Origin of the sequence: Trinickia sp. EG282A, from assembly GCF_040965455.1 — a bacterium.
In the GTDB taxonomy this organism is placed as follows: domain Bacteria; phylum Pseudomonadota; class Gammaproteobacteria; order Burkholderiales; family Burkholderiaceae; genus Trinickia; species Trinickia symbiotica.
Genome location: NZ_JBFRCC010000004.1, coordinates 56,787 through 83,734, shown reverse-complemented (window position 1 = coordinate 83,734; position 26,948 = coordinate 56,787). Strand labels below are relative to the sequence as shown.

Below are 26,948 nucleotides of genomic sequence, written 5' to 3'. Positions count from 1 at the left end.
AGCTGGGCATTGCGTTAATATCGCCGGTCATGTTCACGTTGTGTATTGGACTCGCTCCATAAGGGGCGATCTGTTTCCTGCGTGTTCGTTGTTGACGTTTGGCGGCGAACGATCCGTTGGTCTCGCCAAATTCGGAGCCAGCTTTTGCTGTCCGTGGAGAGGCGCGGCGACGCGCGTCCTCGCGGCGATGAGTGTATGAACGCTACGAGACACCCTTGATGTTGCGAGGTGTTGAGCAGCGCCCGGCACCTACGAGTCCGCTCCGGCTACTGAAAAGCATTTTTAGTCGGCGCGTTGTCCCCAGTGGCGTGCCCCTTTTCAACGCTCAAAATATAAGCGACATCGGCGTGAGAAATCAAAAGCATTCTATAGGCTCGTCAAAGCGATTCGTGGAATCTCCGACATCGAGCATGGTCGGCTCACGCGGCCGTTTTTTTCAAAAGACCCTTGGTTTGCCAAAGCAGGCAGACACGGCGCGACCGGCGACGCCTCGCCGTCGCCTCGTTGCGTTGATAGCCATGATTCTGCACTGCGGTTTGCTTGTCGATATCAAGAAGGCGGAGGCTTCGCCCCCTGGCTATTGCGGCAGTCCGCTGAGCAATGCAGTAGTCGAAAATGCCAGCCCCACAGACGGTACGTGTTATCAGCCTAACCTTTTGCAGACTACGCACGGCGGTATCGTCGAACAATCGGCGGCAGGGACATTAACAACAGCTAGTCGCAATTACTACACCGACACGGGTAACACGGCGCTGAGCTTCGGCATTGGCGTCTGGTCCGGAACCATTGCGGGAAGCTATGCCGTCGAGATTGCTGGCGCGCAAACGCTTGAGCTTGTCAACAACGACAGCAAGGGCCTGTTCAACAACGGGAACAATACCTACCGTAGTGGCGTCACGTCGGCCCTTGACATCCGGGCAGGCAGCAGTGTGATCGTCAAAATGTCCGGTAACGCAGTTAATAATCAAGTATGGGGGCTCTTGACGCAAGGCGCCAATATCAACGGTGCCACCGATCCCGGTTTCGGAGACAGCCTGACCAAGCTCGACGGCAATCTCAGCATCACGCTCACAGGTCTGGGGGCGTCGTATGGGGTCAATGCCATCAGAGATGCCTGGTTACAGGGTAGCGGGACGCTGACTGTCGACGCGCAGGGGAACGGGATTCCGACTGACCAGGCCAGAACCGGAACGACCGCTGCGACTGGCAAGTGGTGGTCGCAGGGATTGGCAAGCGACTTTGGTTCTCACGTCGATTTCACCGGCGACGTGCACATTAAAGCTTCGCAAGGCGTAGTTGTAGGCCAAAGGACGGACAGTTTCATCCTAGGCAGCCTCGCCGCCCCTCAAGGCATCGTGACCACCAACGCCACGGATGGTGCAGGCGTCATCATCTTCAATACTCAAAGTACCACCCTGACCAACCTGCAAGTTTCCTCGCAAGCGGATGGTGCGGTGGGCGTGGTCGCCTACAGCGGCACGAACACGCTGGAAAACTTGCAAATCGGTACCTCGGGAGGGAAGACCACCACCACCGGTGATCCGGGTTTCTACGATAGCTACGGACTATTGTTGAGGCAATATCAGAGTCTGGCTCAGCCCACCGTTACCGCATCTGGTATGAGTATCACGACCACCGGCGAGGGTTCCCACGGAATCGAAATGGAGGCCGGTGCGCTTACCTACAGCGGCGACGTAACGACGAACGGCCCGGGGGCGCACGCGGTGAATCTGCAAGGCGGCACCGTGACTTTGAATGCCGGCACTTACGAGACGACGAACACCGATCCCAGTGCACCCTCGTATGCGCTGCACTTGGTCCAAGGAGCGCTCAGCACCGGTACAGGGGTGACCTTCAAGACGTCGGGCACGGGCACGGCTGTCATCGACTACGCTCCCGCGGGGCCCGGCATGCTCAGAGTGACGTTGGACCCCAGCACCGTAATAGAGGCAGACGGCGTAAATGCCTTCGGTGTCCTTGCCGACGGCACGAATTTGTCCGTCGGTATCGGAGGGGATATTGGCGGTCTGGCGTTGAGCAACATCAAGGCGTTGGGCACGAACTCCGTGGCGGTGGCCGCCAGGAACGCCACCCTTACCCTCAACGGGGGCCAGTTCCAGAACGATGCCGCCCATTTCGGTCCGCAGTCCTGGGCGGCTGAGGCGGCCCGAGGGGGCACCGTCAAGTTCAGCGCGGGCGCACAGACTGGCGGCGCGGGGATATGGGCGGCGGAGGGCGGCACACTGGATTTCAATGAGGACGGCACCGGTGCGTCTCAGTCGATCGTCAGAATCGACCAGGGAAACACGGCGGGCGGCAAGCTCGATTTGAGCGGGCGGACTTCGGCGCTGAACGTCGGTCTGCTTTCATCGGCCAACACCACCGGCGCAACCAACGGTATCGTCAACCTCGGCGCCAATACCCTAGACCTCGACGGCCCATCCGCGCTCGGTATCCAAACGTTCAACGGCACAATCGCAGGTTCGGGCGGTATTGCTGTGACGGGCGGTGGGGTGCAGGTTCTGTCGGGTGCCCACGTATTCGACTACGAGGGGGCGACTCAGATCAACAATGGGGCGCTTCAGGTCCAGGGTGGCGCGGTGGGCCGCGACGATACGGGAAATTGGAAGGCATTCCAAGTCAACCCGAACGGCGTTTTGGACATCAGCGGCAACGGCAGCTCATTCGATCTCGGCACGGTCGACGGCCAAGGAACAGTCAACCTTGGCTCGGCGAACCTCGTGGTACACGGCGCGGCCAGCGATCCGACGCCGACTTTCTCCGGTGCGATCACGGGCAGCGGTGGCCTTGAAGTGCAGGGCGGCACCCTGACGCTGGCCGGTCCTAATGTGTTCGGTTACACCGGGTCCACCACGGTGAGTGGCGGAACGCTCGCGGTGTCAGGCAGCGACATTTCGGCGAGTCACCGTCTCTTCGACGTGGAAGGGGCCGGTAAGCTCGACATCAGCGCGGCGGCTGCCAGCGTCGCAAGCGTCGTCCCGGGCGGTGAAGGTTTTCAGGCGGGACTGATCGAAGGGAACGGCCATGTCGATCTCGGCAGCGGCGGCAAATACCTCTTGCTCGACGGTCTTGACGCGGGCAACGCCGTGCCCGGCACGACGAAGACTTTCTCCGGCACGATTACCGGAAATGGCGGCTTGGCCAAGAACGGTGGCGGCACCCAAGTGTTCTCCAACGCCGGTGTCTTTGGCTACAGCGGCGCGACCATCCTCAATGGCGGTGTGCTCGCGCTCGAGGGTAACGGCTTCGATCCCGCCACATTCAACCGGGCGTTCATATTGGATGGCGGCTGGCTGGATCTTTCGCAAGTTCCCAATTCGGGCGGCCTCAAGGACTGGCAACAACTGACGGTGTCCGATTCCACTAATGGCCGGGCGGGCCTGGGCGGTGTCATCACCGCTGATGACATCATTCACTTTTCGATTTCATCCGGTACGCAGACGGAAAGCGGCCACTTGGGCGGCGATGGTTCATCCTGGCAACCGGCCGACCCGGTCGGCTATTTGGTCAAAGATGGCGCTGGCGCGCTCGATCTCGACGGGCAGAACTATTACGTCGGCATCACCCGCATCGACGACGGCGATCTGATCGTCCACAACGATCACAATCTCGGCGATCCCCGGTACGAGCGCGCGGTTGTGCTGAACGGTGGAAACCTGATCATCTCGCCGAACAGCGGCACATTCGAATCCGGCCGCACGCTGCAGATGCAGAAGGACGGCACCGTCACCGTCGAAGGAGCGGGCGCCACCGCCAGCTTGGGCAACGTCGACGGCGCAGGGATGACGCTCACGAAGGAGGGCATCGGTGCGCTGACCTTAAGCTCGCCGGGCGTGCTTGGGCGCGCCGAGGTCAACGCGGGAACGCTCGAGCTCGCGCAGACGACCGTGGACGGCACCGCCACGACGAACGCGTCCGCCCCTGCGATCGAGCAGGCCGCGGGGACCACGGTGAGGCTCGACGGCGGTTCAGTGATCAGCGATGGCGACGCGATCGTAGCGAACGGTACCAGCACAACGGAGCTTCACAATACGAGCCTCGTCGCTGGATCAGGCAAGGCGCTCTATCGCGTGACCAGCGGCGCCGGAACCTTGAACGCCTACGGACAGACGCTATCCGGCGTGCTGCAAGCCGATGGCAACGGCAACGCGCTCTCCGTCGCGCTATTGGACGGCAGCACTTATACGGGGACGCCAGTGCTTACGGCCGGCGCTACAGCCTCGTTGTCCACCGACGCTAGCAGCGTGTGGAACGTGAATGGCGACGCCACGCTGTCGAGCTTGAGCAATCAGGGCCGGTTGCAGTTTATCGACGATGCGTCGGCGAGCCCGAGCCCCTCATACCACAGTCTGCGCGTCAATGGGCAGTATAGCGGGGGCGGTGCGGTCACGATGCGCACGGAACTGAACGAAGGTGGCAACCCATCGAACCAGCACACCGATCGTCTACTGATCGCCGGCAATGTGACAGGCGAGACCGTGCTGGACGTGCAAGCCACCGGCAACGGCGCCAATACGAACGTGGCGGGCAATCACAAGCCGATGCCGGAGGAAGGCATATCGCTGGTGCAAGTGGGCGGAAGCGCCGAACAGAACGCGTTCAAGCTCAGTCGGGACTATGTGACCAGCGAGGGCAGCGCCTTCCAGTATCGGTTGTTCGCCTATGGGCCGGACAGCGCGAACGGCATGCCATCGCAGAACCTCCTGGGAGACGGGCAGACCGTGCAATGGGACTACCGCTTGCAGACGGCGTGCACCGATTCCACCGGTCGTGTCTATGCCGGCGCTTGCGATCCGAACGTCGATAACGGTGGCGGCGGTGGCGGCGATGGCGGGCGCCCCGTGCTCGTCCCTCAAGGCAGCACCTACCTCGTCGCTCCGCTAGCGCTGCTGAACTACGAGAGTGTCGTGATAGACAGTCTCGTTCGCAGGCTGGGTGACGTGCGTCTGAATCGCTTTCAGCAACCGGGGGAAACCGCCGAGATGTTCGTGCGCCCGCTGGCAAGCCGCAGCAGCTATAGCAGCAACCTGAGCTTTCGCGATTACGGCTACGGCTTCGGTCAGGATATCTACGCCGTCCAAATCGGTGGCAATCTGTTGCGCCTCATGCGTGGCAACCAGGAGATGCGGCTGGGTGCGGCCGTCACCCTGGGTTCGACGACGATCAATCCGGACGCCAACTCCGTCGAGTCCAGCCGGGCCACGGTGGACGCGCGCGGCCTCGCGCTGACCGGCACCTGGCGCAATGATCGCGGTTGGTATGTCGATGGAGTGCTCTCCGCTGCGCACTATTCGGGCGATGTCACCACGACGCAGAGCCAGAACGCGGGAAGGGTCGTCGCAAACGGTTTTGACTTCTCACTGGAGGGCGGGCGCACCTTCGTCCTCAAGAACGGTCTCGAGATCGAGCCGATGGTGCAGGTGCTGGGCCAGGTTCTGCGGTTCAAGGCCCACGAGGATGTCGACGGTATCGTCGCCCAGCCCGGTGACGTGCGCGCATTGACTGGGCGGCTCGGCGTTCGTTTCGCGATGCCCATCCCCTCGACCGATTCCTGGATCCCCTACGTCCGCCTGCAGTACCAACAGACCTGGATGAGTGCGCAGGACACGAATCTGTCTGGAACGGTGTTCGATGTCGGGGCACCTGGAAAGGCCCTTCGGTTGGGGATGGGCGCGAGCGGTATGCTGACGCCCAAGTTGTCGTTGTACGGTGAGATCAGCGGGCAACGCCGGCTCGGGAACGGATTTAACAACATCAGCGCCACCGCGGGTCTGCGGTACGACTTTTAGTCCGGCATCCGTCACAGGCCCTGGGGTTCCCGTCCGTGTTGGGCTTGCCTCCGGGCAAATTCCCCTTTCAACGGCGGCGAGGGAGTCGCCGCTGCTTAAGGGCGCCTCCCGGCCGCCTCTCAAATAGATCACGTTCGCCTACCTGCAAGCTTGCGTGGTGTCCAGTCGGCGGCCTGCTACACCCCAGCAGAATTGATAGGTTCACTCAGTAGCCGCTGATCTAAAATGCATTTCAATTGACCATGCGCGAGTGAATGCGCCTCAAAAATAGGTATATTTCAAATCGATTGGTTTTTGAATAAAAATCTGACTCTTCACGAAAAAGTCGTATTGAAAATAATTTGCCCATCAAGCACGACTTCAGTGATTCTGGAATAACGGTATACCGTTGAAGCAATAGGGTGCTGTCGTTCAGCGCATCGTCGTCTATCGTCAACAACACTGAAGCATTGGTCATTGAAAGGGGGTTGCCATGGGGGTTACCACTAATCCTATCGCGGGCGCTGACATTGAGCGGGGCCAAGTCATTACGTTACAAGTGACGACAACAAGCCCGGATTCCATCAAGGTGGGCGACGTCATCAGGTTCTGGCTCTACAGGTCGAGGGACGGCAAGAGACCTGCCGACGGCTTTCTGCCCACTGACCAGGACTCGCGGAACAGCAATATGTGGAGCAGCGCCAAAACGCCGTATGTCGACGTAAAGGCGACGGCTGCCGATACGGCGGAGCTGGAGGTGTTTCATATCGACACGGAAGATGGTAGTGATCCCGTCTGGTGTGTGGAGAACACGACGACGCCGTGGGCGACGCCGATCGTCAACGTGGCCATGACGTTGAATGCCTATGAGCTGGAACCTGTAAGCGTAGGCATTGCACCCGACGAAGTCCATTTGACGCAAAGCAATGGCGCTCCTCCGGACAACACTACGAACAACTACTTCACGATAGACTTTCAACTTGAGATTCAAGGCGACCCTCCGACAGCGATCAATGATGTGCGTATGGGACCAGCATATTTAGCCAAAGATCACGAGTCGGGCCAGAGCCTGGACCTTACAGCGGTCGCCCTATGGACGGGTACGGTCGGTTCGACGACTTCGGTTTCCGCAGACGCCGACGGCAAGTACTATTTCAGGTCTGACAGCGGTGGCCACGTGAATTTCTTCATCACGGGGAAGACTCAAGCGGTATTTCAACAATTCGATCTCGCCCTCGGCAATACCACCATGGGTGGAGCCGAGGCTCTTCTCTTCGTGAATTTGGACCGTAACGGGGCAATCAATGCGCCGGAGATCTCGGGCCCGGGCGTGGAAGGGAACCAATACGAGCCACCAGCGAATACCGGGACTTGTCCGATTGCCGTCAGGCAGGGGACAGGAGCAGGCGTCTACGTGGCAGGCGATGTAGTTTACGTGTTCAATAAGACCAAGAAAAGACTATTGCAAACCGTGTACATCAAAGATCCCGATACGGATCTGGCGACCGGTTACGATTCGACGTTCGAGTCGCCCCTGACGACCGACAACTTCGTGCTGGTGGGAGACAACGTACTGGTAGGCGGGGTTGTGCGCGGTAGCAAACTTTTCGTCACCCAATCGAAGTCATACCTGTTCAATGTCACCGAGGCGATCGATCCAAATGAGCCCCCTTACCCCGGCGGTTATCCGAAAGGCTTCACGCTGAAGAGGCCACAAATAGAACAGCTCGGCGCTTCTCAGGTCGGGCCCGTGGATTACGACGTCTGTAGGTACGGTCTTACGATCAAGGCCCAATGGGATGCAAATGCACAGGCGACTTTGAGGCCGGACGCCGGCGACAAACTAACCGCCAAGCTATATCTGAACGGCTGGGCCGCCGGCACGGATGACGAACGGCATGGGGCGCCCAGTCGCCCGCTAGACGTCGATGCCACATTGGCAGCCTCGGGCACGGCCGAGTTTTCCTTCACCTACGCGGACATCATGGGCTACGGCCCCCGGCTGCACGTGCCGGACGATCCCAACCAGAGGCAAGACAGCCTGATATCAGTGCAGGTCAGCGTTGCGCGCAGCGATGGCACACCGAAGGGCTATTCGACGGTCCTCGGTCCCCTGATTTTCAGTTCGGTGATTCCGGGCATGACGCGTCGCGACCGCAGCAGTAAGAAGTGACGACGGCGCGGCGACGGGAAGCCCCGCAGGGGCTTCTGCGCGCCGCACCTTCCCTTTTCCATCTGCGAGGACGACGACAATGAGGCTGGACATGCCAGTCATGGAACGGCCGTCGGGGCGAAACTTGCTCAAGGCGCTGGATCCGCCCGTACTGCCGGACATCCTCGATCTGCAGGATCCGGACATCGCGGCGCAAGGAGCAGTGGAGGTGAACATTCCCTTCTACTCGCAGCGAAACTGGGGCGACCGGATCATGTTGCAGTTCAGCCCCGCGTTGGGCGAAACGCTGCCGCAGGTACGCCGCTACTACTATCTGGCCGTGCCGAACGAGCTTACCTATGGCAAGACGTTGCCGGTCTACGTCGCCCCGCTTTGGGCGTTGCAAGACGGCACATATAACGTTTCGTATGTCCTGGCGGATAGGGCGGAGAACATGTCGACGAGTCCCGCGAAGTCAGTCACGGTCAAGAACGCGCCCGCCGCCCCGGTGGCCGGCTCGGTGCAGACCAGCTTCTTTGGAACGTACAGCGGGGGCCTTACAGCCGAGCCGATCGAAAGCTGGATCGTTGCTTCGGACTATGATCTGCCGCTGGATGCGAGCGGGATCCTGCTGCGATCGCTCGACGACCAGGCCTCCGTCTCAACCATCGGGGCCAAGCTGGGTTTGTATCTGGCGGGAAGCGAGAGGCCTTTCGTCACACTCAGCTGCCAGCGCGACGGGAACTGGAGCATCGAGCCCGAGCCTGGGGTGTCTTCGCCCATGCGTTTGAGCCGCGGAGACATGGTGTCGATCATGCATGAAAGCAGTCAACCGGAGCGGATCTACCTGGCTCTGACGCTTTGACTCCGGTCGGCTCGATACTTCGGAAGGCAATAGCCAACAGAGGCGAACCATGCCCAGTATAAACATCACCGTCGACGGCAAGGAACCGTTGCCCGACGAGCGGCGGCCTTTCTTTACCGGCAAGATCGTTACCGTCGTCGCCTATGTTCGCATCGATAACGGCTCCATCGGGGACAGCGATACGGTCGGCTTTCAACCGTTCGGAACTGGCGCGTCGATGCTTCCCTATGACGGGTTCAAGAAGATCGACAAGGGACTCGTCATCGTCGGCCTCACGCGGGATTCAGTCGACTCCAAGGCGGGGACCGCCACCTTCCGGGCACTGGTTTGGACGACCAATCCCGACGAGTTCTATGCCACCTACGACAAGATCCCGACGCTGACTTCCGATCCTTACCGTTACAAGGTAATTGAGCCGAGTGCGACTTCGCTGGTGCCGCAGGCGACGATGCTCAGCATTCCGCCAGCCGGAGATGTGGCTACGCCGGCATCGGGCAACCATGCGCATTACCGGTTCTTCGTGTGGGATCCGGATCAGAACAACAACTACGCGCCGCTGAGAGATATGTGCATCCGGCTGATTTGCCAAGCGGAACCGCCAAATATCAACCGCTATGCGTTCTACAGGGAAATGACCGACGGCCCGAATCAGCAGTTGGAGGTGGACAGTAACAACTTTGTCGAGCTCGTGACCGACGCATCCGGAGCGGCCGAAGTGTTCGTGTGCGGCAAGTTCAATGCATCTGCGGTCCCTGACGTGCCCATTGCCACGGCCGACAAGCTTTTCTGGCAGCTCGGTGTGGCCTCGGACAGCGGATACGCTTTCGACTGGCTCATCATGCTGGACCTTTCCAAAAAGGCGAATATCGCGCCACCGGAAGTCCCCCAGCAACTGAACCTGACCAGCAATCCGAGGGTGACAATCGGAATCCCCTTCTACCAAGGTGCGACGCCTAGCGATATCGCATTTCTTTTCTGCAACGGAGAGTTCCAAGGGGCAAGCCCCGTGGTGCCGAAGGGCGAAGCCAACGACGTAGCGACCTTCAACATCAGTACCTCCAGTCTGCGCAGCAAGGACTACAACGACCGCTCGAACAACAGCCTGCAGTACGCAATCAAGCTGAGGGCTGGCGATGTCATCGTCTCGTTTGCGGCCTCCGTTTCGGCGGACGGCATTCCTCCCGCGATTCATCCCCCTGCTGTCGAAGGTGAGACTCCGGCACCGCCGCCATTGCCGGTCGGCGGCTCCGGTTTCGTCGCGGGATGGCCGATCAATGGCCGCGGGGGCATGTTGCAGCTTCGCGTGCCTCTGGAAGATCCCGCGCTCGATAGCGTCAAAGTGAAGGACATAGTGGAAATGTACGTGTACCTGAACGGGTATCGCCCCTGGGCGGACGGCCTGGACGAACCTCGCGGCAAGGTGCTCCAAGGCGTGTACTACTTCACTGTCACGCCGATGATAAAGAACGGTCAACCTATGATTTTCGATTTCCAGGCGGCCGATCTGACCGGTTTCGGAAACAAGTTCACGACCGGCGAAATGGGTACGCTCGAGGCGCAATACACCATCTTCAGCAGCGACGCCAAGGACAAACAGACACGGGCGGCCCTCTACCGTTCACTGCCGCTGACGCTGGGCTTGGATACTGTTCCGCCAGCTGGCGCAGGCGTGAGAGACGGTGACGCCATGGCGGATCCGCTTTTCGAAGCCGGGCATGGCGCACGCGGGAGCGCGACATGAGCGGGATACTGGTAGCGTCAAAGAGCGTCGACCCGAGCGGCCTATGGCGGCCGTGGATCTTCCAGTCCGGCGGAGTGCCAGGCTCTGAGCAGCCTGCGGAGCAGACCGTGGATGTCCAGACCATCGATCCGGCGAGCCAGAACATCGTCGTCAGCGCTTATCTTCCGGATGCAAGGCCTGGCGATACAGTCAAGGTCCACATGGGAGCATTGCCAACGAAGACGTATCCCGAGGAGGGAAACTCTCTGCTGCCTCAAAAATACGTTCACGACGTGGCGTTCTTTTCCTTGAGCGATATCGATGCGCCCGGGGTATACGACGTCTATTACAACGTTTACCGGACCGGCCAGGACGAGCTGTCGTCGCCGGTGCTGAAGTTGAGCGTGATCGATTCAGGCCTCGCCAGTTGGCGGCCCCATCAGTGTTGCTGCTATGGTTTGTACGCTCCGGGCCTCGTGGATGCCTGGGTGGTTTCGATATCGCGTCGCATGCCACAGGCCGATGCGCTCATCCGCCTCATTGATTACGGCAACCCTCCAACCGCGAACGTGACTCTGCGGATTACTGTGCAATCGGTCCGAGGGGAGCCTTTCCGGACAATCGGTACTGTCACTCGCGTGGATGGCCAGTGGCAAGTGAACTTTACCAATGGTAGGGCCAATTTCACGCGAGGCGACCTGGTTGCACTGCAGTTGGACAGCGCCGCATTCCTGAATTTCGCTGCGGCTTTTTGATGGAAGGCGGCGCATCGAGCGACATCGAACTTGTCTTCGAGCAGGTGCATGCGCAGTTGCTGCAGTTCGAGGGCAGGCAAGACAACGACGGTTTCAACGTCAATAGAGGCGACATGTTCGCTTTCACGGGCTTCTTGGAGTGAGGATATCGATGCCTGTTCCTTGGACGGTTTCGTGGAAGCCGTACATGCGCGTCGATTTCCTGCAAACCTGCATGAACTCGCGCAATGTAACGATGCCAGGCCAGACGTTCCTGGTCGCCACGCCGGGCAGTGCCGTGCAACTCGGTATTGGCGCCGCCGGGATGATTACGCCGAATCTGTCGATGTATGGAGAAGTGAGCGGAAAACAGCGACTCGGCCATGGCTTCGAGAGCATCGGAGCGACGCTCGGGTTGCGCTATACGTTCTAACGCTTAACAGCCAAAGGCGATTCAAGGAGAAAGCAAATGTTGCCGGTAGCCACGAACGACGATTTGGGTGCCATCAAGCTCAGTGACGATTTCACTATGGATGCCGAGAGCAAACTACATATCAAGGGAGGCGGCACGGCGCTCTTGCTCGACGTGGTGGCTGCTTACGGCAGTCCTCCGCTCGACGAAGGCCATCATCCGGACTGGCAACCATCGAGTGTGCTGACAGTGTATGGCCGGCCCAAGTTGCGCTGTGTGCTGGTGGTCGGCAACGGCGCCACAATTGTCGGGCAGAACGTCGACCCGACCAAGCAGAACTTCGCGATCGGAGACGATGGGACTTGGCAATGCAGTATTCAGATGCCTGGTACCGCGAAGAACTGGCTCGCAGCGGTTGCCGTTGCGCCGTTCTATCAGGGCAGCGCAGATAAAAACGCGTTGGCGATGTTGGGGGTGATCACGCCGGTGCAAAAGATGGTGCCCTTCCTGCCGATGCAAATTCCTAGTCTGGATGTGGACTACGTCTTGAGCTACGGCTATACGCGTGCCGCACCATGCGATGCCATCTCGCAATGCCAGATCAGCGTCTTCGGTCCGGCGAACACCTCAGTCAATATGGGAATCTCCTCAGGCCCAGGCGTATTCGAAAAAAATGGACAGAAATCCATTACCGCGACGATAAATTCCTCGGGATGGGTAATGGTCGGCGTGAAGAGTAGCGACGGTGTGACGCCTGGAGCGGTGGAGGTGGAGATTTCAGATCCAACCGGACAGGAAGAGAGCATCTACGTGTACCCGTCGTTTGTTTCGCCCCCCAAGGTGAGCGGCGCGTGGTGAATGGGCAGGTGACAGTTGTCGTCCTGGATTTAAGAGAAAGTTCTTGTTTTGACTTTGTGATTGACAGCGTACCGCTGGGAGATTGCCATGGGGAAGAACCAGAAGAACCAGACGCCTGAGATTCGGGTCTTCGTGAAGGGCAGTCCGCAGCCAGCGGATGGTGTTAGCCCTATCGACGTTCGCGCGCGCATTGTGTATGTAGACGGCGATGTGAATAATGTGCCGGGGTCCGGCCAGCAAGTTCAGTTCACTATTGAAGACTCGGGGTCCGCATACTTCGACGAGGAGGGCGGACACAGCACGACTGCAACGCGGGATTGCGATAGCTCCACGGGATTTACGACCGGGCGTAAGGTGTCGCTTTACAGTCAGACCGCTGATGACGGGACGGTAACTGGCAAATGGCTGCAAACAGGGGCGTCAGACGAACGACCTTTCAAGTTCACTGCTGCGCCAACGCCAACGCCAACGCCAACGCCAACGCCAACGCCAACGCCAACGCCAACGCCAACGCCAACGCCAACGCCGACACCGACACCGACACCGACACCGACACCGACACCGACACCGACACCCGCCCCAATACTCCAGGGGTATGTGCAGTTGCAAGGTACGAATTGGTATTGGGAAGCTTATGACTCGCCCAACCTGACGACCAGCGAGCAAAAGGTCGACCTATTTACGTTTCTAAGTGCCGGCGGCAACCAAGTACAGATCCGCCGCGAATCCAGTGGGCGTTATCTCACGTTACACGAAAGCGACCCGGCACTTTGGTTTACGTCCGATCCATCGGATGCGGCCACTTTCACACTCAACTACGTGTCAATGTCAGATTCGATCATAAGGTTGTCACACGGAAAAGACGATGTGTATGCGTTTCTGAATAACGGTACTTATTACATGTTGTGCGCCTCCAGTAGTTACGAAACGGGGGTACAAATCTTCGAGTTCAAAATCATTGCGGCAACGCCAACGCCAACGCCAACGCCAACGCCAACGCCAACGCCAACGCCAACGCCAACGCCAACGCCGACCCCGACGCCGACGCCGACCCCGACGCCGACCCCAACGCCCACGACAAGCTATTCATTGACGCTATGGCCGCTTGTTCCGCAGTTTGACGAAAACCATAGCTACACGGTCACGGCGACTTTGAAGGACGGGGACGCGGTTTTCGGTAACCCTGTGAAGGGCGCTTTGTGCGGTATTCACTGCGAGAGCCCGTTGCAATGTCTGCCATCGCAACAGGTGACCGACGACAAAGGACAGGCGTCCTTCACGATCTTTTACAACCCTTCGGACGTGTCCGATAGCAAGGGCGATGGGGAGACATGCAACATAACTGTCTCGTATCCGCCTGACGATGGTCAGCATACGGTGCTCGCACACGCTTCGCAAACCGCGGTCTTGTACTGACGAGGATGCTCCAACATCTTTGAGCTGATTCACTCCACCGCGCAACCACGTGGTGTCCGGGCGTGGTGACGGGTGGTCAGCGCGCGATACGTTCGCGCGCTGCCCGGCGCGAATGATCGGCTGCGGACGATAAAGAGGGGGTGCAATGTGAAAACCGAGGACTTCGACTTCACACTCGAGCCCGCCCTCGTACCAGAGTTCCCTGCCGAATTGCGGGGCCGGCAGCGCGATTGCGGACGGATGATCGTGCTCGACAGGGCACGCGGAACAATCGCGCATGAGGTGTTCTCGTCCATTTGCGACCATCTTCGCGACGGCGACCTTCTAGTTCTGAACGACAGCTATGTATTGCCGAACATGCTTTTGTTCCAGCACGCCAATCGTGCGGCGTGGGTGATCATCTGCGGTCATGAGCCGGAGGGTACGGCCATCGTCGCCATCCGGCCGATCGACATGCCCGAATCTGGCCTTGTCCTAGTGTCGGCCGACGACGACCGACTTCGATGCACTTTGACCGCGCCGCTGCCGCGTGGGCTTTGGAGGGCCACGTTTGATCCTATGGACCGATTGACGCAGACATTGGAGCAGTACGGGCAGCGCTTTTACCGCTCGGCCTTGCCGGCGGAACGCGGCTCGGCGGCTGCAAGCCCCGTGTCGTCGTCCTGGCGTTCGACGCCGGCTGCATATCGTTCGGTGTATGCGAAGACGCCCGGCTCGCTGCAAATTCCATCGGCGGGTCTTCACTTTTCCGAGGCGTTGCTGGGGCGCTTAGCCAGCAAGGGTGTCGAAATCGCGTACATCACGCTGCACGTGGGCGCGACCGAGCTTCTCTCGGTGCGTGCCATTGGCGAGCCTGGAATCGAACAGCACCAAGTGAGACCGGAGTTCTTTTCTGTCGGTCCAGTAGCCGCGGCTCAAATCAATCGGGCGATGGACGAAGGGCGGCGCGTAGTCGCAGTCGGGACGACCGTTTTACGGACTCTGGAAACATTGGCGGTCGGCAAGACGTCAAAGGCGGCAATAGAGCCGCAGACGGGATGGACCGATCTTTACATTTACCCCGGTTTTCGCTTCAACGTCGCGGATGCATTGCTTACGAACCTTCACCGGCCGAGGTCGACGCACCTTGTGCTGACGGCGGCGTTCGCCGGTAAAGACCTCGTAATGAAAAGCTACGCGGAGATGCTCCAAATGAGGATCTATGAATTCGACATGTTCGGAGATAGCATGTTAATCGTTTAGCGCATCTCGTGCGCTGAGGGTGCCAATGCGTTGCGAGCGTCCCGGTCGAAAAATCACATTCGAACGCGCCCAAAGATTGTGCGGTTGCTAAAGATTCGGAGCATCTGATGCCTGTTCTAGACGACACTTGGCGAGATTGGCTGACCCTCAACCAAAACCGCGGTTGCACGCCGGAATCGATGATCGAGGCAATGATCAAAGCGGGTTTCGATCAGGTAGCAGCTAGTGCCGCAGTAGCGCGATCGACGCGACTCGCTGCTGCCGAATCGACGGAATTCGCTGCCCCCGAAGTCGGCACCGAAGCGGCGATTCCCGAACGGACGTCACGAGAGTATCAATATGATCCATTACCCGTTGCAAGCGGCCACGTCATCCGCGCGGAGGACCGCAACATCAAAGTGTTGCTGCGTTGCGAGAAGCCACAAATCATCGTATTCGGCGACGTGCTCACTGATGATGAATGCCAGGCGATCATCGAGCGCTCACGCGACCGGCTTCGACCATCGACAACGGTCAATCCCGAGACGGGCTCCCAGGATGTCATCCCCAATCGAACCAGCGATGGGATATGGTTCCAGCGCGGTGAGAACGAACTCATTGCGCGCCTGGAGCGGCGTTTCGCGAGCTTGATGAATTGGCCCGTCGAGAACGGAGAAGGTCTTCAAGTGCTGCGCTATCAGCTCGGCGGCGAATACTGCCCGCACTTCGATTACTTCCCACCGAATCAACGGGGCAGCAATGTGCATGTCAAGCGTGGCGGGCAGCGCGTCGCCACGCTGATCGTCTACCTCAATGACGTCGAGGCTGGTGGCGCGACGATCTTCCCGGAGGTTGGGATATCGGTGGTTCCGCGAAAAGGCAGCGCTGTCTATTTCCGCTATATGAATGAAGCGCGCCAACTCGATCCGCTCACTTTGCACGGCGGCACCCCTGTGGCGGGCGGCGAGAAATGGATCATGACCAAGTGGGTGCGCGAACACCCTCATCTATGAACATTGACGCGTTGTAGTCAGAAGCGGGGTCGTCACGGCTCTTGCACGCGGCATCGGGTATGATGTCCTGATTGCCGTTCAACGCCCCAAGGCATCGCCCCGATATGAACGATCCGCTGAACTTCGACACGCTTGCTGTGCGCGCCGGCACCACGCGCACGGAATTCAACGAACACTGCGAAGCGCTTTTCCTGACCTCGAGCTTCTGCTTCAAAAGCGCCGCCGAAGCCGCCGAGCGCTTCAAGCATTCCGAGGACTACTACACGTATTCCCGCTTCACGAACCCGACGGTCACGATGTTCCAGGAGCGCCTCGCCGCGCTCGAAGGCGGCGAGGCTTGCATCGCGACGGCCTCGGGCATGAGCGCGATTCTCTCCGTCGTCATGGCCGCGATGCAGGCGGGCGACCATATCGTCAGTTCGCGCGCGCTTTTCGGCTCGACGCTCGGCATGTTCTCGCAAATTTTCTCGCGCTTCGGGATTACAACGACGTACGTCGACCCCGTCGACCTCGATGCATGGAAAGCCGCCGTGCGGCCCGAGACGAAGATGTTCTTCGTCGAAACGCCTTCGAATCCGATGACCGAGCTTTGCGATATCGAAGCCGTCGGCAAGATCGCGAAAGCGGCGGGCGCGATTTACGTGGTCGATAACACGTTTTGCAGTCCCGCCGTTCAGCAACCGTTGAAGCTCGGCGCCGACGTCGTCATGCATTCGGCCACGAAGCTCATCGATGGGCAGGGCCGGGTGCTGGGTGGCGCGCTCGTCGGTACGCGTCAGTTCATCATGGAGAAAGTCTTCCCGTTCGTCCGCACCGCTGGGCCGACGATGTCCGCGTTCAACGCCTGGATCCTGCTCAAAGGGATGGAGACGCTTGCACTGCGTGCGGAGCGCCATTCCGCCTCCTCGTTGACCGTCGCCCGGTGGCTCGAGGCGCATCCCACGGTGAAGCGCGTTTTTTATCCGGGGCTCGAATCGCATCCGCAGTATGAGCTGGCAAAGCGGCAGCAACGCTCGGGCGGCTCGGTGCTGGCATTCGAGGTGGTCGGCGAGACACCCGAGCAACAACGTGAAAATGCTTGGCGTGTGATCGACAACACGAAGCTCTGCTCGATCACGGCCAACGTCGGCGATACGCGTACGACGATTACGCATCCGGCAACGACGACGCACAGTCGCATCACCCCGGAAGCGCGCGCGCAGGCCGGCATTACCGAAGCGCTGCTGCGCGTCGCGGTGGGGCTCGAGAATGCGGACGATATCTGTGCGGACCTCGGTCGAGGATTGAACCGCTGATTTGGACCACTGACGACGCTGTGTCAACCGGCCCCGATTAGCCTCGGTCTCAATAAAGGAGCGCACAGCGACGCGTGCGCGCTCAATGAGCGCGCATCGCCCGCCACTGCCCGGGTGCAAGCCCGAATCGACGCGTGAACGCATGCGTGAACGCGCTCTGATCGCCAAAGCCGACGGCCAGCGCGACGTCAGTCAGCGTGTTGCGAGGATCGCGCAGCAACGCGAGGGCCGTGTCGAGCCGCAGGCGCTGCAAATAGCGATGCGGCGTCGTGCCGAACGCTTCTTCGAACAACTGATGGAAGCGCCGCGTGCCGAATCCGCAATGTGCCGCAAGATCGGGCACCCGCAACGGCTCGGACAAATTCGTCCGCAGCCACTTGTCGATACGAGGAAAATCGAGCCCGACAGCGGGTGGTTCGATGCCGATTGCCGTGGCGAGTGCGGCAGCGAGACGCGTCGCGGTATCCCACGCGAATTGCCGGGAGTGCGACGCCCCGAACGTCGACGCGGGTTTCGCAATCGGCGCACCGCCCGTTGCCACGTCCATGACGAGTCGGGCAAACGCGTCATCGAGGGTGACCACGAGCGGGCGAGCAAAGAGCCGCTCGGGTATCGCGAGCGAGGCGGGCGACAAATCGAGCACGACTTGTCGGTTCTCGCCGATTCCCGCGTATTCGTGCCGCGAGCCCGCCGGTATCAGCCACGCATAGCGCTTGTCGATGCGTTGCGCAACACCGTCCACGGCCATCTCCATCGCGCCGTCGAGCCCGAGCACGACTTGATGGAAATCGTGCTCGTCAGCTGCGCTCGCCTCCTCGAAGCAGCGCAGCGTCACGCTGGGCGCACGGATCGCCTGCTCGCTCATGCGTCTCTCAGTCCTTCACGTTACGTCTTCACGCGCGGCTCGCATTCCGGCCCCGCGTGCTCAATCACGCTTCGAGCAGTTCGACTTCGAACACGAGCGTCGCATTCGGCGGAATGACGCCGCCCGCGCCGCGCGCACCGTACCCGAGCTGAGGCGGGATGGTGAGCCGCCGCACGCCGCCCACCTTCATGCCCTGCACGCCTTCGTCCCAGCCCTTGATAACCATGCCGCCGCCGAGCACGAACGCGAACGGATCGTTGCGGTCCTTGCTCGAATCGAACTTCTGCCCGTCGGTGAGCCAGCCCGTGTAGTGCACGCTGACGGTGCGGCCGGCGGTAGCTTCGGCGCCGGCGCCTTCGGTCAGGTCTTCATACTTGAGGCCGGAAGCGGTTGTCACGATCGACATCGGAGAACTCCTCGAATCACGGTTAAAAGCGCCATTGTAGGCGCTCACCGTTGGCATCGGTGCCTATAATGTCAGTCTCATCAACGTGCTACCCGGTCCTGCCCATCGCCGCGAGGCTGAGCAAATGCCGTGCCCCGACGGCGCGGCGATCAATGGGCCGTCGAGCGCTTCATACGAGGGGCCGATCGTGTCGACGTCTTTCAGTGCCGTTGCCGCTGCCACATCCGACGAACGCTTTGCGCGTATGCGCGCCGAGACGGCGCTTTTTATGCGCGACCACGTGCTGTCGATCGTATCCCACGATCTGCGGAGTCCTCTGAACGCCATCCATAGCTGGGCGTATGTGCTCGAACGCAAGCTGGACCCGAACGACGCCGCGGCGCAACGCGCGCTCGCAGGCATCCGGTCGGGCGTCGATCAACAAGTGAAGTTGTTGGAGGAAGCCGTCGACAGCACGCGCGCCGAGACGAAAGCGCTGCCGCTCACGCGTGCGCCGTTCGCCATGAGGCAGGCTCTCGACCGCTCGCTCGACGATGTCCGGCGCGCGCTGGCCGATGCGCGCGGGGTTACGATCAAGCTCGATTCGCAACTCGATGCCGAGCAGTGCGATGGCGACCGCGAGCGGCTTTCGCAGGCAATATGGGTGATGCTGGCATTTGCCGTCGAAGCCAGCGCGCCTGGCGGCTCCGTGGCGCTCGCGAGCAGTGTCGAGTCCGGTTCGTGGCGTGTCGACGTCGCCTATACAACGAGTTTCGCCGCGTTGAGCGATGCGGAGCTGCCGCACGCGTTCGACGCTTTCTCCCGCAAGCAGGCGATGCTTGCGCGCGAAGCGGGGCGCATCGCCTGGGTTCTTGCGCTGCCGCAGCGCGTAGCATCGGCGCATGGCGGGATGTTCGAGCAAGGCGACACGCTGGACGGGCAACCGTCGGCGCTTTCTCTACGCGTGCCGCTCGTGGCGGTTTGATGTTCGCGGGCAGGGCGAAGCGGATAGCTCACAACGTCACCGCCCCGGCACGCCCTCCTCGACAAGTAGTGCGACGGGCAACGCGGTCAATACGTCTTGCACGAAAAGATTTCCGTCGTCATCGACCTTCGGCGCGCCGGGGCTCAACCAATCGAACAGGGCACGCGAGGCGAGCGCCGGCGGCAGTTCGACGCGTGTGTCCTGCCACACCGCTGGATCGACGAGCGGTACATCGCTTTCAGGCGCGAGAAGCCCACAGGCAAACCGCGTGGCGATGGCAATGGCGTACGCATCCCCGTGCCGACGCGCGAACGCGACGACGTGCCGTGCGTAAGTCCCCTGCACGGAAAGCGGGATATACGACCCTTCGAGGAAAAGCGCCGGCGATACGGCGCGCAGCGTCAATGCGCGATGGATGACGCCAAGCTTCACGCGCCCGTCGCGCCAGTTCGAAAGCTGTTCGCTCGGCGGCGTATCGACGAGCATCGCTCGACGCAGCGCGAAATCGACAGGCCGGCGATTGTCGGGATCGACGAGGCTGAAGTCCCAAAGCTCGGTGCCTTGAAAAAGATCGGGCACCCCGGGCGACGCGATGCGCAGCATCGTTTGCAACAGACTATTGACGGCGCCCGCGCGGCTCACGCGAGCAACGAACTGCGAGAGCTCGCGCAGGAAACCGTCGCGCCGCTGCGGCGCGAGTATGTCGAAGAGAAAGTCGCGCGATGCCGCTTCGTATTCCAAGTCGGGCGCATACCAAGTCGTCCTTAGCTTCGCTTCTCGCAGCGCTTTCAACTGCCACTGCGCGACGCGCTCGGCGAACGCTTCGACGCCCGCGGCGTCGGATGGATCGAGATCGTACGGCCAGCAACCGACGAGCGTTTGATAGAGCATCGCCTCGGCCGCGGCGCCGGGAGCCCATCCGTGCGAGAGGCGGTAGGCTACGTCGCCCGCCGGCGGCTCCGCGGCCGCCCGTGCCAGTGCCCCTGGCGCTTCGCGACGATGAGGCGCATTCAATGTCGACCAGGCACGCAGGGTGGCACTCCATTCGCTTGCGATTTCGCTCAACACTGCGAGCCGCGCACGAACGTCTTCGCCGCGCTTGTGATCGTGCGTGGCCGTCGCGACGAGCGCGTGCGGAAAGCGTTGCTGGCGGGCGAGATTGGTTTCGTGAAACGCTTCGACCGAAAGCGAAAAGTCGCCCGGATCGGCCCCGACTTCGTTGCGCGAAAGCAGCCGGCCATATCGATAGAATGCGGTGTCCTCGACGGCCTTCGCCGCAAGCGGCGCAGTCAGTTGCGCAAAGAGCGCGCATGCGGTGCGCCGTTCGCGATTCGGGGTCGGCGTCCTGGCGGCCTCCGCTCCGCTCGCCGCTTCCGTGCCTGTACCTGCCGGCGCTTGCGCTTGCGCCGGCGCCTGCGTTCGCGCTTGCGGTCCAAGGCCGCCGAGCCATTCGTCGAGTTTAGCCAGCACGCCGTGATAGGCCGCCGGCAATACCGCGCGTGCGGCTTCGTAGGCCGTGCGGAAGTAGCGCTCATCGGCCTCCGTACGGAGACCGTTGACCGGGTAGAACCGATACACCGGGAAATGAACGGCCAGCTCGGTCAGCGCGCGACGAATCGCAAGGAACGTGAAGTCGCGCGTGGCCGGCTGCTCGCGCGCCAGCCGGTGCAGGGCGCGCGTTGCTCTATCGAGCTCAGCCGGGAGGTTTTCGGCGAGCACCTGCCGGCGCGCGGCGAGCACTTCCTGGGCGAAGGTCGTTTCGCTCGCGGCCAACTCGTTCCATGTGGCCGTCAGCGCGGCCTCGCCCTCGGGATCGTGCAGCAGCGCGCCGATGTCGTTCATGAAGTCGTAACCCGTCGTGCCATCGACCGGCCAATCGGCGGGCAACGCCTCGCCGCGCGCAAGAATCTTTTCGACGACGAGATAGGCGCGTGTGCCGTCGAGCTGGGGCGGACGCTGCGTTTCACGTTCGGCGAGTCGCTCGCGCAGGCGTTGACAGTACTCGCGCGGATCGAGCAGGCCATCGATATGGTCGATGCGCACGCCGTCGATGACGCCTTCGGCGAAAAGCCGCAAGATGAGCGCGTGCGCGGCCTCGAACACTTCAGTGCGTTCAGCCCGCACGGCCGCGAGCGTCGAAATGTCGAAAAAGCGCCGCCAGTTCACCTCGTCGGCGGCGGTGCGCCACCAGGCCAGGCGAAAGTACTGCCTCTCGAGCAGCCGATGGAGGCGCTCGCGCGAGGCGGGCGTATCGGGCGAATAGGCGGCGAGCGCGTTGTCGATGGCAGCGCGGCCGTGCGCGTCGACGAACGCGTGCAACGCTTCCAACGCATCTTGCGCGCGCGGCCGTTCGTCGGGCTGCGCCGTGAGTCCGTCGAAATGCGCGGCCAACACCTTCAGCGCCTCGCGTTCGCGGTCTTGCTCCGCCGTCGGCCGAGCCTTGCCGGCCTCGGCGCGTTTAGCGTCATCCCTGAGCGCCTTGCCATCGATAGCGGTCCGCAAGATCGTCGCGTAATCGACGGGACAGATCGGAAACAGGTGCTCGGCGTAGCGCGCGACAATGCGCGTGAGCTCCGTGTCGAACGACAGCGTGATGCGACCGGCCATCAACTCCTCGCCGTACTGCGCACCGAGGCAAGGCGCGAGCACTTTGCCGCGCAACGCGGGGTCGGGCGAATGCCAGTCGATGTCGAAGTAACGGGCATGCGCGCTGTGCCTGCCCCATTCGAGGATGTCGAGCCACCACGCGTTGTGGCTGCCCGCGATGCCCATGTGATTCGGCACGATGTCGGCGACGATGCCCATCTGCCGCGCGCGCAATTCAGCGGCGAGCCGCTTCAATGCGGGCTCGCCGCCGAGTTCCGGGTTGACGTTGCCGTAGTCGACCGTGTCGTAGCCGTGCATCGAGCCGGGCACGGCAGTCGTGATCGGCGACAGATAGAGATGGCTCACGCCGAGCGCCGAGAAGTAGTCGACATGCGCGGCAGCATCGTCGAACGTGAAGCCGCGATGCAACTGCAACCTGAGCGTGGAGCGCGGCAGCGTCATGATGCGCGGGGCGGCTCGGGCGCCGCGGGGCCGCCCGCCGCGCTCGCCCGGACGCGCGCAATCGCAAGCAGGCGATCGGCGAACGCGGCGTCGGCGAACAGCGTGTCGACAGGGGCGCCTACGCGGCGGCGCCAGTTCGGATGCTCGTCGATCGAGCCGGGCAGGTTCGGCTGCTCGGCGAGCCCGAGCAGATCTTCGAGCGGGTACAGGGCGAGCGGCGTCGGCGTCGACGCGACGAACGCGAGCGCTTCGTCGACGGGCGGCTCTTCGAGCGGCGGCGCGCCGACATCGCGCGCGGCAATGCCGGCCTGCTGCAACGCATGCCAGAGCGCTTCGCGGTCCGTCGCACGCTCGGCTTGCGCTACGGCGACGGGGTCTTTGCCGTCAGGGCGCGCCGCGGTCTGGCCTATGCGGCTGCGCCACTCGATGTCATGTCCTTCCCACCAGCCGGCAACGGTCGGCAGATCGTGCGTCGTCGTCATTGCAACCGAACTCGCTCCCCATTGCTCGGGCGCGCGGAATCCGCCGTCCTCCTCGTTGCGCTCGAACCAAAGAACGCGCATCCCGAGCAGACCATGCTCCGCGAGGCGATCGCGCAGGCCCGCCGGCACGGTGCCGAGGTCTTCGCCGATCACGATCGCTCGATGCCGCCACGATTCGAGCGCGATAAGTCGCAGCAAATCGTCGATGGGGTAGCTGAGGTAAGCCCCATCGGCCGGGGACGCGCCTTCGGGAACGAGCCACAGACGCCGCAGACCGAGTACGTGATCGATGCGCAATCCGCCCGCATGCGCGAACGTGGCACGGAGCATATCGATAAATGCCGTGAAGCCCTGGTTGCGCATCGCGCGTGGCGAGAACGTCGTCAAGCCCCACGCTTGTCCGGCTTGATTGAAGAGGTCGGGCGGGGCGCCGACGGAGACGCCCTCCAGCATGTCGTCGCGGTACGACCAGGCGTGGCTGCCGGCTCCGTCGCAACCGACCGCGAGATCGGCGACGAGCCCGATCGCCATGCCGGCATCGCGCGCGGCCCGCTGAGCCTCCGAGAGGCCTGCCGCCGCGAGCCATTGCATGAACAGATGGAAGTCGATTTCCTGTCTGTGTTCACGCGCAAACGCGTCGACTTCGGCACGTCGCGGGTCGGTCAATTCGGCCGGCCATCGGCGCCAATGCGTTTGTCCGTGCTCGGCTCGCTGGCGCGCGTCGAGCGCCTCGAAACGCGCGTGGTCTTCGAGCGCTCGGCCGCCCTGCGCGCAAAAGGCATCGAATTGCGCTGCCAGTGGGCTGCGTTGGTTGCAATCGTGAGCCCTGAAGCGGTCGAACAGCGCCCTCAAAACCTTGAGCCGCAGCGTAACGGCGCGAGGCCAATCGACGAGCGGCTCGCTCTCGAGCGCGGCCCACGCTGCGCCGGCGCCGAGCGCGTCCAGCGTTTCGCGCAGAGCCTCGTCGCCGAGCACGGCCGCGGGGTCGATGTGAGCCACGTTCAGGAAAAGACGTGAAGACGGCGAGTAGGGGCTGAACTTGCCCGGGTCGGCACTGAACATCGCATGCGCGGGACTGATCGCCAGCGCGTGCGCCCCTCGGCGCGCGCTCTCGGCCGCGAATGCGGCGAGCGCCGAATAGTCGCCGATGCCCCCATCGCCTGCGCGACGCAGCCCGTAAAGTTGGGCACCGATGCCCCATAGCGCCGGCGCTTCGCCGCCTTCCACGCCTGCCGCGAGGCACGCGTCGCTGACGGTGTGGCACCGCGAGGGCGCAACGGCAAGCGCGATGCGGCGATCGTTGAGGAGGAGCTGGTGGTAGCCCGGCTCGGCGATCGGCGCAAGCAGCGCCGATTGGGCTCTCGGCGCGCTGAGACGGCCGTCGATGACTTCGCCGCTCTCGAGCTCGATTCGATATCGAGTGCCCGCTTCGATGGCTGCGGCGGGCAGCGCGATGGCGCGATCGCATTCGGCGGTGACGAGCGGAGGCAACGCGCCATGTTGGTGTTCGGCGTCGAGCGCGGCAAGGCTCTCGGCGGCTTCCTCGCGCGTGGCGCAGGGCAGTCCGAGCGCGGCGAGCAGGGCCGCCAGCGTTTCGGATGGCACGCGGCGCTTGCGGCGGTGTGCGTCTTCCCAATGCACCGAGAATCCCGCTCGCGTGGCGACGCGCTCGATGGCTTGACGCGCGGAGCGAGCGGAACGCCGCGACTCGAGCGAGGGCGCGGGTGTTGGCGGTTGCGTCGGCGCATTCACGCGGTGTTCTCCCGCGGCTGAAGCACGCGCGAATCGTGCCGCAATGCGTAGCTGTTGACGTCCCCGGTCAGCCACGCGATGCATGCGTAGGGGGGCAAGTCACCCGCTTCCACGGTATCGCGCGAACGCGGAGGCGTTTCGAAAACGACCATGCCGTCGGGGCGCTCAGCGAACGGCAGTGCATCCGGCGTCAGGTTCAGCGCGATGGCGAGCGTCTCGCCGTCCGAAAGCCGCCAGCGCGCAACAAGCGCGTTCGCTTCGTGGCCGTTGCGCATAGCGAGCACCGAGGCGCCGAGGGAGCGTGCTTGCGCGATGCGTGGCGCAATCAGCTTGGCCCGCACGGCAAGCGCCGAGCGGTAGAAGTGAAGCCATGCATCGCGCTCGCCGCCGGCATTGCCGTTACCCGTCGTCGTCGCTTCGCAACTGCCGTTTTCGGCGGGCGGCGACGATAGCGCGAACGTCTGTACGGCGTTGGGATCGGGAATGCGCGCACGCCGCTCCGCATCGCTGAATGCAGAAAATTTCGCGAACTCGCGGCGGCGTCCCTCGCGCACCGCATCGGCGAGTTCGCCGTCGTAGTCGGTGAAATAAAGGAACGGTTGCGTCGAGCCGTGCTCTTCTTCCATGAAGAGGAGAGGAATTTGCGGCGACAGCAGCATTAGCCCTGTCGCCGCCAGCAGTGCCTGCGGCGCGCAGAGCGTGCGCAGCCGTTCGCCGAACGCGCGATTGCCGATCTGATCGTGATTCTGCAGGAACATCACGAACGAAGTCGGCGCAAGGTGGCCGCTGGGCTCGCCGCGCGGCGCGCCGTCGTGGATCGGCGACGGCTCTCCTTGGTAGGCGAAACCCTCGGCCAACACGCGCGCGAGTTTGCGGATCGGCTCGTCGGCATACGCGCGATAATAGCCTTCGTGCTCGCCGGTCAACAGCACGTGTAACGCGTTGTGCGCATCGTCATTCCATTGAGCGTCGAAATGGCCCTGCAAAAGGCTCGCCGTGTTGTGCTCGTTCTCGAGCACGAGATGCACGTGGCGCCCCGGCTCCGTGGTGCGACGTATTCGGTCCGCCAGCTCGCGCAGCCATTCGTCGTCGCCTATGGCATGGACGGCATCGATTCGCAAGCCGTCGAAACGATATTCCTGGAGCCAGTAAAGCGCGTTTTGGGCGAAAAACTCGCGCGTCTCGAGGCGGCGAAAGTCGATCGCCGGACCCCACGGTGTGATCACGTCCTCGCGAAAGAACTGGGGTGCGTACGAAGGCAGATAGTTGCCATCCGGGCCGAAATGGTTGTAGACGACGTCGATGAGCACGGCGAGTCCAAGCTCGTGCGCGCGATCGATCATCGCCTTGAGGTCTTCAGGGCGGCCGTAGGCCGAATCGGGCGCGAACGGAAGTGTTCCATCGTATCCCCAGTTGCGGCGGCCAGGGAAATCGTTGATCGGCATCAGCTCGATGGCAGTGACGCCGAGTTCGGCGATGCGGGGCAGGCGCTTGGCCACGCTCTCGTAGCCGCCGAGCGTACCGACGTGCAGTTCGTAGACGACCATTTCTTCCCATGGCCGACCGAGCCACTGCGATTGCTGCCAGACATAGGCGCGCGGATCGATCACCTCGCTCGGCCCATGCACGTCCTCGGGTTGAAACCGTGAGGCGGGATCGGGAACGGCGGGCCCGTCGGGGCCGCCGAGCCGATAGCGATAGCGCGCGCCTGCGCCGCATTGGGCTTGCGCTTGGAACCAACCGTTGCCCGCCGGCGTCATTTCGACAGCGACCGTCGTGGAGGCGTATTCGATTTCCACGCTGACCGCCGTGTACGCTGGCGCCCAGAAGCGAAACCGCGTGTGTGGCGGCGCGCCGGAAGCGGCATCGATCAGATGGGCGCCGAACGGCAGGCAGTGCGCGTGACGCTGCTGCCGGCGATCGAGCGGATGTTCGGACATGGGGCTCATCCTTGTC

The 26,948-nt window shown here is 62.1% G+C and carries 19 protein-coding genes; 14 read left to right on the top strand and 5 right to left on the bottom strand.

Annotated features, from left to right (window positions below; translation table 11 throughout):
* The first annotated feature begins 410 nt into the window (after positions 1 to 410).
* The 13 genes from AB4Y31_RS19710 to AB4Y31_RS19650 all read left to right on the top strand — a co-directional run bounded on the left by AB4Y31_RS19710 (position 411) and on the right by AB4Y31_RS19650 (position 17,475).
* Entirely contained in the window at positions 411 to 5,810 is a 5,400-nt protein-coding gene (locus AB4Y31_RS19710; RefSeq protein WP_368675399.1) for an autotransporter outer membrane beta-barrel domain-containing protein, read from the top strand.
* A gap of 472 nt (positions 5,811 to 6,282) precedes the next feature.
* Positions 6,283 to 7,962, top strand: coding sequence for a hypothetical protein (locus tag AB4Y31_RS19705; protein ID WP_368675398.1), 1,680 nt, complete (start codon positions 6,283 to 6,285; stop codon positions 7,960 to 7,962).
* A 91-nt stretch (positions 7,963 to 8,053) separates the two neighbouring features.
* Positions 8,054 to 8,806 (top strand): hypothetical protein, encoded by a 753-nt coding sequence (locus tag AB4Y31_RS19700; RefSeq protein ID WP_368675397.1) that lies wholly within the window; start codon positions 8,054 to 8,056, stop codon positions 8,804 to 8,806.
* A gap of 49 nt (positions 8,807 to 8,855) precedes the next feature.
* Positions 8,856 to 10,547: a hypothetical protein gene (locus AB4Y31_RS19695; protein WP_368675396.1), complete on the top strand. Its 1,692-nt coding sequence runs from the start codon at positions 8,856 to 8,858 to the stop codon at positions 10,545 to 10,547.
* Between the two features lie 107 nt (positions 10,548 to 10,654).
* Positions 10,655 to 11,281: a hypothetical protein gene (locus AB4Y31_RS19690; RefSeq protein ID WP_368675395.1), complete on the top strand. Its 627-nt coding sequence runs from the start codon at positions 10,655 to 10,657 to the stop codon at positions 11,279 to 11,281.
* Positions 11,281 to 11,424 carry a hypothetical protein gene (locus AB4Y31_RS19685; protein ID WP_368675394.1) on the top strand — a complete coding sequence of 48 codons (144 nt, stop codon included), beginning with the start codon at positions 11,281 to 11,283 and terminating at the stop codon, positions 11,422 to 11,424. Before AB4Y31_RS19690 ends, AB4Y31_RS19685 begins: the two co-directional genes overlap by 1 nt.
* 8 nt (positions 11,425 to 11,432) lie before the next feature.
* Entirely contained in the window at positions 11,433 to 11,693 is a 261-nt protein-coding gene (locus tag AB4Y31_RS19680) for an autotransporter outer membrane beta-barrel domain-containing protein (RefSeq protein ID WP_368675393.1), read from the top strand.
* A 36-nt stretch (positions 11,694 to 11,729) separates the two neighbouring features.
* Positions 11,730 to 12,530 (top strand): hypothetical protein, encoded by an 801-nt coding sequence (locus AB4Y31_RS19675; protein ID WP_368675392.1) that lies wholly within the window; start codon positions 11,730 to 11,732, stop codon positions 12,528 to 12,530.
* A gap of 401 nt (positions 12,531 to 12,931) precedes the next feature.
* The gene (locus AB4Y31_RS19670; RefSeq protein WP_368675391.1) at positions 12,932 to 13,168 is read left to right on the top strand and encodes a hypothetical protein; all 237 of its coding nucleotides are present in this window, start codon (positions 12,932 to 12,934) and stop codon (positions 13,166 to 13,168) included.
* The gene (locus tag AB4Y31_RS19665; RefSeq protein WP_368675390.1) at positions 13,134 to 13,946 is read left to right on the top strand and encodes a hypothetical protein; all 813 of its coding nucleotides are present in this window, start codon (positions 13,134 to 13,136) and stop codon (positions 13,944 to 13,946) included. The genes AB4Y31_RS19670 and AB4Y31_RS19665 overlap by 35 nt, the downstream gene beginning before the upstream one ends.
* A gap of 147 nt (positions 13,947 to 14,093) precedes the next feature.
* On the top strand, positions 14,094 to 15,188 hold the full coding sequence (locus tag AB4Y31_RS19660; RefSeq protein WP_368675389.1) for an S-adenosylmethionine:tRNA ribosyltransferase-isomerase: 1,095 nt from the start codon (positions 14,094 to 14,096) through the stop codon (positions 15,186 to 15,188).
* Between the two features lie 107 nt (positions 15,189 to 15,295).
* Positions 15,296 to 16,180 (top strand): 2OG-Fe(II) oxygenase, encoded by an 885-nt coding sequence (locus AB4Y31_RS19655; protein ID WP_368675388.1) that lies wholly within the window; start codon positions 15,296 to 15,298, stop codon positions 16,178 to 16,180.
* A gap of 104 nt (positions 16,181 to 16,284) precedes the next feature.
* Positions 16,285 to 17,475: an O-succinylhomoserine sulfhydrylase gene (locus AB4Y31_RS19650; RefSeq protein WP_368675387.1), complete on the top strand. Its 1,191-nt coding sequence runs from the start codon at positions 16,285 to 16,287 to the stop codon at positions 17,473 to 17,475.
* 82 nt (positions 17,476 to 17,557) lie between these two features.
* On the opposite strand, the gene AB4Y31_RS19645 is transcribed toward AB4Y31_RS19650, so the two are convergent.
* Both AB4Y31_RS19645 and AB4Y31_RS19640 read right to left on the bottom strand, forming a co-directional pair.
* On the bottom strand, positions 17,558 to 18,340 hold the full coding sequence (locus tag AB4Y31_RS19645) for a helix-turn-helix domain-containing protein (protein WP_368675386.1): 783 nt from the start codon (positions 18,338 to 18,340) through the stop codon (positions 17,558 to 17,560).
* A gap of 64 nt (positions 18,341 to 18,404) precedes the next feature.
* On the bottom strand, positions 18,405 to 18,746 hold the full coding sequence (locus AB4Y31_RS19640; RefSeq protein ID WP_018439781.1) for an FKBP-type peptidyl-prolyl cis-trans isomerase: 342 nt from the start codon (positions 18,744 to 18,746) through the stop codon (positions 18,405 to 18,407).
* Between the two features lie 124 nt (positions 18,747 to 18,870).
* Between AB4Y31_RS19640 and AB4Y31_RS19635 the strand changes: the two genes are divergently transcribed.
* Positions 18,871 to 19,710, top strand: coding sequence for a sensor histidine kinase (locus AB4Y31_RS19635; protein WP_368675385.1), 840 nt, complete (start codon positions 18,871 to 18,873; stop codon positions 19,708 to 19,710).
* A gap of 36 nt (positions 19,711 to 19,746) precedes the next feature.
* Here the strand turns inward: AB4Y31_RS19635 and treY are convergent, their stop codons facing one another.
* Genes treY through treZ form a run of 3 tightly spaced genes read right to left on the bottom strand, consistent with a single transcriptional unit; the run spans position 19,747 to position 26,932 of the window.
* Positions 19,747 to 22,758: a malto-oligosyltrehalose synthase gene (gene treY / locus AB4Y31_RS19630; RefSeq protein ID WP_368675384.1), complete on the bottom strand. Its 3,012-nt coding sequence runs from the start codon at positions 22,756 to 22,758 to the stop codon at positions 19,747 to 19,749.
* Complete coding sequence (malQ, locus tag AB4Y31_RS19625) at positions 22,755 to 24,992, bottom strand: 4-alpha-glucanotransferase (protein ID WP_368675383.1); 2,238 nt, start codon at positions 24,990 to 24,992, stop codon at positions 22,755 to 22,757. The genes treY and malQ overlap by 4 nt, the downstream gene beginning before the upstream one ends.
* Positions 24,989 to 26,932, bottom strand: coding sequence for a malto-oligosyltrehalose trehalohydrolase (gene treZ / locus AB4Y31_RS19620; protein ID WP_368675382.1), 1,944 nt, complete (start codon positions 26,930 to 26,932; stop codon positions 24,989 to 24,991). The genes malQ and treZ overlap by 4 nt, the downstream gene beginning before the upstream one ends.
* Positions 26,933 to 26,948 lie beyond the last annotated feature (16 nt).

Excerpts from the sequence above, each read along its gene's own strand:
- AB4Y31_RS19685 (WP_368675394.1), top strand. The coding sequence starts at position 11,281 with ATGGAAGGCGGCGCATCGAGCGACATCGAACTTGTCTTCGAGCAGGTG.
- AB4Y31_RS19640 (WP_018439781.1), bottom strand. The coding sequence starts at position 18,746 with ATGTCGATCGTGACAACCGCTTCCGGCCTCAAGTATGAAGACCTGACC.
- AB4Y31_RS19645 (WP_368675386.1), bottom strand. The coding sequence starts at position 18,340 with ATGAGCGAGCAGGCGATCCGTGCGCCCAGCGTGACGCTGCGCTGCTTC.
- AB4Y31_RS19635 (WP_368675385.1), top strand. The coding sequence starts at position 18,871 with ATGCCGTGCCCCGACGGCGCGGCGATCAATGGGCCGTCGAGCGCTTCA.
- AB4Y31_RS19680 (WP_368675393.1), top strand. The coding sequence starts at position 11,433 with ATGCCTGTTCCTTGGACGGTTTCGTGGAAGCCGTACATGCGCGTCGAT.
- AB4Y31_RS19650 (WP_368675387.1), top strand. The coding sequence starts at position 16,285 with ATGAACGATCCGCTGAACTTCGACACGCTTGCTGTGCGCGCCGGCACC.
- AB4Y31_RS19700 (WP_368675397.1), top strand. The coding sequence starts at position 8,054 with ATGCCAGTCATGGAACGGCCGTCGGGGCGAAACTTGCTCAAGGCGCTG.
- AB4Y31_RS19695 (WP_368675396.1), top strand. The coding sequence starts at position 8,856 with ATGCCCAGTATAAACATCACCGTCGACGGCAAGGAACCGTTGCCCGAC.
- AB4Y31_RS19655 (WP_368675388.1), top strand. The coding sequence starts at position 15,296 with ATGCCTGTTCTAGACGACACTTGGCGAGATTGGCTGACCCTCAACCAA.
- treZ (WP_368675382.1), bottom strand. The coding sequence starts at position 26,932 with ATGTCCGAACATCCGCTCGATCGCCGGCAGCAGCGTCACGCGCACTGC.
- AB4Y31_RS19670 (WP_368675391.1), top strand. The coding sequence starts at position 12,932 with ATGGCTGCAAACAGGGGCGTCAGACGAACGACCTTTCAAGTTCACTGC.
- AB4Y31_RS19710 (WP_368675399.1), top strand. The coding sequence starts at position 411 with ATGGTCGGCTCACGCGGCCGTTTTTTTCAAAAGACCCTTGGTTTGCCA.
- AB4Y31_RS19675 (WP_368675392.1), top strand. The coding sequence starts at position 11,730 with ATGTTGCCGGTAGCCACGAACGACGATTTGGGTGCCATCAAGCTCAGT.
- AB4Y31_RS19705 (WP_368675398.1), top strand. The coding sequence starts at position 6,283 with ATGGGGGTTACCACTAATCCTATCGCGGGCGCTGACATTGAGCGGGGC.
- treY (WP_368675384.1), bottom strand. The coding sequence starts at position 22,758 with ATGACGCTGCCGCGCTCCACGCTCAGGTTGCAGTTGCATCGCGGCTTC.